The organism is Lawsonibacter sp., from assembly GCF_022777125.1.
In the GTDB taxonomy this organism is placed as follows: Bacteria; Bacillota; Clostridia; order Oscillospirales; family Oscillospiraceae; genus Lawsonibacter_A; species Lawsonibacter_A hominis.
Map to the genome: position 1 here is coordinate 1 of NZ_JALFGV010000012.1, position 6,309 is coordinate 6,309.

Here is a 6,309-nt window from a genome sequence, read left to right on the forward strand (position 1 = left end):
GTGGCCTTTCCGCCTCCAAAATTTAGAAGGAGGAATTCCAGATGAGAAACCTCAAACGGGCTCTCAGCCTGGCTCTGGCCGCCGTTATGCTGATCGGCATGATGGTCGTCGGCGCTTCCGCTGCGAGCTATGACGATTTCACCGACCGCGATGAGATCGTCAACAAAGACGCCGTTTCCATGCTCACCACCCTGGGCGTGATCGACGGCAAGACCGATGGCAGCTTCGATCCCGAGGGGACCGTGCGCCGCGACGAGATGGCGAAGATGATCTCCGTCATCATGAATCAGGGCGTTGACAACAACGACCTGTTCTCCGGTGTGAACAGCAAGCTGACCGACATCGGCGACAACTGGGCCAAGGGCCACATCAACTACTGCTACACCCTGGGCATCATCGCCGGCCGCGGCAACGGCACCTTCGACCCCGCCGCCAGTGTGACTGCCGCCGAGGCTGCCAAGATGCTGCTGGTGGCCGCCGGCTACGATCCCTCCATCGAGGGCTTCGTGGGCACCGACTGGGCCATCAACACCAACGCCAAGGCTTCCGCCCTGGGCATCTTCCGCAACTTCAACAAGAACGTCATGCTGCCCCTGAACCGTGACGACGCCGCTCTGCTGATCTACAACGCCCTGGACATCGAGATGATCCAGAAGTATGAGAACGGCTACGCCATTGCCTATGCTGACCGCCGCACCATCCTGAGCGCCATGTACGGCGTGTACAAGGTGGAGGGCGTCGTCGTGGGCAACAAGTGGGCCGAGCTGGAAGAGACCGATTATGACGCCGCCCTGAAGGATGGCAAGACCACCCTGAGCAACGTCAAGCTGTATGCTTCCACCACCGCTTCCACCGAGAAGGGCGAAGTTGTGGAGTACTCCGGCAACATCTCCTTCAACGTTGACACTACCGTCGAAATGATCGGCAAGACCGTCACCCTGTACATCCGCAAGACCACCATTCTGGCCGACTCCGTCGTCCTGGGCGTCACCACTAAGGACTCCGTGAATGTGGTCGAGGGCTCTGTGGCCAACGAGAGCGCTGTCAAGGACTTCCTGAAGGGCACCGGCCTGACCGTGACCAGTGATACCGAGTACTATGTGAACTACGGCTATCTGGGCACCGGGAATTCTGCCGAAATTTATGACAATGCTGATTTCAATTACAACGGCATCAAAGTCGAGGTCATCGACAACAACAACGACGGCGATGTGGACTATGTCCTCTACCTCGTTGAGACCCTGTCCTATGTGAAGAAGTACAGCTCCAAGAACGAGACTCTCACCGTGCCCGCCATGAACGACGGCAAGATCACCAAGTTTGAGGACGTCGTCTTCGCCGACGAGGTCACCACCGATGATCTGGTCCTGTTCGTCGAGTACGGCGGCCGCGACTACATCTCCACCCCTGAGAGCGTTACCGGTAAGATCACCCGCATCGACCGTGACGCCGAGAAGGAGCTCTATGTCACCATCGAGGGCGACTCCTACTATCAGTCCTACATTCCCGACGCCGCCGCCGAGGATGAGGTTGTCGAGCACTTCGATATCACGGAGGCCGCCACTGATCCCGGCTTCGACACCGAGGTCATCTTCATTCTGGATTCCAACGGCTACATCGTGGCTTATCAGGCTCCCGAGGCTGCCGCTCCCAACTACGCTCTGGTGCTGGGCTCCGCCTGGACCCAGAATGCTCTGACCAAGTCCGGTCAGCTCTCCATCCTGAAGACAGACAAGACCGAGGGCACTTATACCATCAATTGGGACGCTTCCGCCAAGGCTGCGTTCTGGGATAAGGCCTCGGATGCGGATGGCAAGTATGACAGCGCCGAGAAGAAGGCCGCTATTGCCGCTCTGGAAGCTTACCTGGGCACCCGCGACGTAGTTGTGGACGACCAGTATAAGACTCCGCTGAATAACGCCAGCGGCTCCGTCATCAAGTACGCCATCGACGATGACGACGTCATTACCATCAAGTCCGTTATGACCAATGCTGCCGATGAGATCGCATATGCTGGTAACGGCATTGATGAGTCCGACGGTGCGGACACCACTGTTGACTCCTATCTCAACCGCAAGTACGAGACCGGTGACGGTACTCTGTATGCCGATGCTGATTCCAAGTACGCCGTGGATCTGAACACCATCGCCTTCTACTATGCTGGCGAAGATGACTACGGCGTGGCTATTGGCTATGATGAGATGTACGATGTCGCTGCCAATGCAAAGGGGGATACCGACACTAAGACCGTTCAGGTCTGGACCACCGAGGGCGGCAAGCTGGCCGACGTGCTGCTGTTCAACAGCCGTGAGGATCGCGCCGTCGACAAGGATTACCTGTATGTCCTGAGCGCCAACGCCCTGACCTCCAAGATTCTGGAGCTGAACGTTATCTTCGAGGACGGCACTGTTGACACCATCGAGGTCAGCCGCGAGAAGTATGGCGACGACTTTGATGACGACGCTGATTTCGAGACCGTCTGGGCTTACTCCGTGAAGGACGAGGTCTACACCCTGTATGAGGTCACCGGCGAAGGCTACACCGTTGCTGCGGATAATGCCCACCTGATCAAGAAGGGCACCATCGTCATGAACGCCGAGACCGATAACGAGACCGCCGAGGGCGAGGAGAACACCGCCTGGAATGTGGGCGACTACTACACCATTACTTCCAAGAGCGCGGTGTGGGACATCACCGACGTGACCAAGGACGATGACAAGGCCCCCGCCGGCGAGTTCCTGTACAAGACCGCCAAGGAAGCCATCATTGTCTATGACACCGATGTGAACACCGTGCTGGTTGCCTGGATCAAGGACCTCCCCGGCGAGGTTGCCGACGATGATGAGGAGATCGACGCCACCATCGACGTGACCGTCAACCTGTCCGATGTACCCTTTACGGTGACAATCGACGTTCCCGCTGGCCATGCTACCCTGAAGGCTTATGAGCTCAACTCTCTGGTGAAAGCCGGTGTGGCCCAAGAGTTGGCTATAAAGAGCAGCGAAGTTGATCCAACTGTGGCTGCTGACGGCACTTGGATCATCAAGACTCCTGATATCACCTATCAGAGTGTGACTGTCACTGTAAATTACGCTGCGATCTAAAACCATTCCCTTCGGCATATTATCCCAAAATGACCAAAGCCCGGGCCATTTGGCCCGGGCTTTGGTTTGCTTCTTTGAATCAGGGAATCGCCAGATAATGATACACGGTGCCGCTTCGGTTGATGCCTACGGTGGCGTTTTCACTGTAAACAACCTGGAATCCGGTTTCGTTGACTGTAATCCGGTTGACCGTTTCCCCCTGAAACGCTATCACGGTATGGGTGGGGTGCCCTACCAGCACCACCCTGGCGGCAAATCCCAGATCAATCTGCTGTGTCCCGCCGTCTCCAGTGTAGCTTCCCATCACCAGTTCTGTTTTTTTCGCCAGCGCCGTATCGATCCTGGCCAGATCCTGATTGAAGTCCTCCCGTAAAAAGCTGTCCTCCGGCTCCCACTGGTGGAGCCCGTAATGGGGTGTGTACTGTGCCATTCGGCATCCCTCCTTCATCCCTGCCCGGTCCGGGCGGAAAAGAGGGACGTTATTATACAATTATTTCCAAAAATGAGGCTGCCGCTATGCCCCGGGATATTCAAAGGGCCCGCGTCTTCCGGAAGGAAAACGCGGGCCCTTCGTTTGTATTTCGAAACATGCCTGCGGCATGCTGCTGCTTGTCTGTCCCCACAGCCGGGGGACAGTGATAAGGCCGCCGGTACTCCCGAGTGCGCCTGGGATGGCATTTCTCCGCCTGCGCCCTCCCCGGCCGTTCCTTATTTGTTGTGCTCTTGGCTGTAACATTAAGATACCACACAACCGCAGTCAGATTTTGGACCTTTTTTGAATCTCCTGTGAACGTTTTGTAAAAACCGCTGCTGTCCCAAAAATTTTGTCCGATTTTCATTGGTTTTGCACAAATCCTCCGCCGATCCGCCAGTTTCCCGCACATCATGCACAAAATGGTGCGTTCTCCTTTTGCAAGGTTGCACAATTCCGGCATGCTTACCGTCTGGTTCCTGAAAACCGCCCGGTTAGCTACTTACACATTTGTATGTATTGCACAACGCGCGTGCTTTGCGTAAACTGGAACTGTCCCAAAATTCCCGGGTACCCTTCGCCAAAAGGGCCCTCCGCCTGACCGGCGGAGGGCCCTTTTGGCGCGCTGTCCCGCCCGGCGCGGCGTGCCGCGCGGGCGTCCTTCAGCTTTGAAACAGGCCGGTGGAGAGATACCGCTCTCCGGTATCCGGCAGAATGGCTACGATGCGTTTGTGCGCAAGCTCGCTTCGCTGTGAGAGCACACGCGCGGCGTGAGCGGCCGCTCCGGACGAGATGCCCGCCAGGATGCCCTCCCCGGTCAGCGCCCGCATCGCGGCGCAGGCGGCCTGTGTGGGCACCGGGAGCACCTCGTCCACCACGCTCCGGTCCAGTACGTCGGGAACAAAGTTCGCCCCGATCCCCTGAATCCCGTGGGCCCCTGCCGTTCCGCCGGAGAGGACGGGGGATTCGGCGGGCTCCACCGCCACCACCCGGATCTGCGGATTCTGCTCCTTCAGGTAGCGCCCCGCTCCCGTGACGGTCCCACCGGACCCTACCCCGGCCACCAGCACGTCCACGCTTCCCTCCGTGTCCCGCCAGATCTCCGGTCCGGTGGTCTCATAGTGGGCCCGGGCATTGGCCGGATTCCGGAACTGATCGGGCATCCAGGCCCCCGGCATCTGCGCCAGCAGCGCGAGCGCCTTGTCGATGGCCGCGGACATGCCGCCCTCTCCCGGCGTGAGCACCAGTTCTGCCCCCAGGGCGGAGAGCAGGCCCCGCCGTTCGGCGCTCATGCTCTCCGGCATGGTCAGGATCACACGATAGCCCCGGATCGCCCCGATATAGGCCAGCGCCACGCCGGTGTTGCCGCTGGTGGGTTCCACGATGATGCCGCCGGGCTTCAGCAGCCCCCGCTCCTCCGCGTCCCGGATCATATAGTACCCCGCCCGGTCCTTGGCGGAGGAGAGCGGATTAAAGCTCTCCAGCTTGACCAGGACCCCGGGGGCAAAATGTTTCAGCTCCAGCAAAGGCGTGTTTCCAATCAATGCGCTCAGATCCTGCGCAACGTTCACGGCGTCATCCTCCTTTCCCGTCTGAACGGACCGGCAGGCCCGTCCCAGTGTGCCGGGCAGGCCTGCCGGTTCCCTTTTAGAATACGGCGACCACGGCGCCGTCGTAGGTCTCATCAATGAAATCCTTGACCTGCTGGCTCTGGAGGGCCTCCACCAGGGCCTGGATGGCGGGCTCGTTCTCCCGGCCCTCCTTGACGGTGAGCACATTGGCGTAGGCGGTGCCCGCCTCGCCGTCGGCAGCCTCAACGGCCAGGGCGTCGGACACCTTCAGCCCGGCGTCGATGGCGTAGTTGCCGTTGATGACGGCCATATCCACGTCCGCCAGACGCACAGGCAGCTGGCTGGCCTCCAGCTCCACGATGTCCAGGTTCTTGGGGTTCTCGGCGATATCCGCCTTGGTGGCGGTAAGGCCGGCGCCCTCCTTGAGGGTGATCAGCCCCTCCTGCTGCAGCAGGAGCAGGGCACGGGCCTCATTGGTGGTATCGTTGGGCACGGCGATCTGGGCGCCGTCCGCCAGCGCGTCCAGGCTGTCGGTCTTTCCGGCATACAGGCCGAAGGGCTCGTAGTGGATGGCGGCGGCGCTGACCAGGTGGGTGCCGTTGCTGGCGTTGAACTCGTCCATGTAGGTGATATGCTGGAAGTAGTTGGCGTCCAGGTCGCCGTTCTCCACCGCGGTGTTGGGCTGAATGTAGTCGTTGAAGACGGTGATCTCCAGGGTGATGCCCTGCTCGGCCAGCAGCTGCTTGACCACCTCCAGGATCTCGGCGTGGGGCGCGGGCGTGGCTCCTACCTTAAGAACGGTACCTTCCAGGCTGCCGGTCTCGGGCGTGCCGGTCTCAGGCGCGGCCGTCTCAGGGGCGGGGGAAGCGGCGGTGCCGCTGTTGCCGCAGCCGGCCAGCAGGCCGAACGCCAGCACGCCGGTGAGGAGCAGAGAGACAAATTTTTTCATGTTGCATTCTCCTTTTTCAAAAAATGTTATACCACGGAAGCGGCAGGGCCATCGCCGGCCGGGGACAATCTCCGATAAAAAAACGCCCTCGATGCCATGCATCAAGGACGAGAGCATTCCGCTTCGTGGTACCACCTTGCTTCGCCCACACCTCGCGGCGGGGGCCTTTGCGCGTACGGGACGGACCGATACGCCTGCGCTATGACGGGCGCC

4 protein-coding genes are annotated in these 6,309 nt (G+C 59.8%); 1 reads left to right on the top strand and 3 read right to left on the bottom strand.

The window, feature by feature from the left end:
• The first annotated feature begins 41 nt into the window (after positions 1-41).
• Positions 42-3,104: an S-layer homology domain-containing protein gene (locus tag MR825_RS01185; protein ID WP_287878225.1), complete on the top strand. Its 3,063-nt coding sequence runs from the start codon at positions 42-44 to the stop codon at positions 3,102-3,104.
• A 79-nt stretch (positions 3,105-3,183) separates the two neighbouring features.
• Here the strand turns inward: MR825_RS01185 and MR825_RS01190 are convergent, their stop codons facing one another.
• From MR825_RS01190 to MR825_RS01200, 3 genes are all read right to left on the bottom strand, one after another.
• Positions 3,184-3,534: a hypothetical protein gene (locus MR825_RS01190; RefSeq protein ID WP_186908114.1), complete on the bottom strand. Its 351-nt coding sequence runs from the start codon at positions 3,532-3,534 to the stop codon at positions 3,184-3,186.
• 704 nt (positions 3,535-4,238) lie between these two features.
• Entirely contained in the window at positions 4,239-5,147 is a 909-nt protein-coding gene (cysK, locus tag MR825_RS01195; protein ID WP_186908113.1) for a cysteine synthase A, read from the bottom strand.
• 76 nt (positions 5,148-5,223) lie between these two features.
• Positions 5,224-6,096: a MetQ/NlpA family ABC transporter substrate-binding protein gene (locus tag MR825_RS01200; RefSeq protein WP_186908112.1), complete on the bottom strand. Its 873-nt coding sequence runs from the start codon at positions 6,094-6,096 to the stop codon at positions 5,224-5,226.
• Positions 6,097-6,309: the final 213 nt, after the last annotated feature.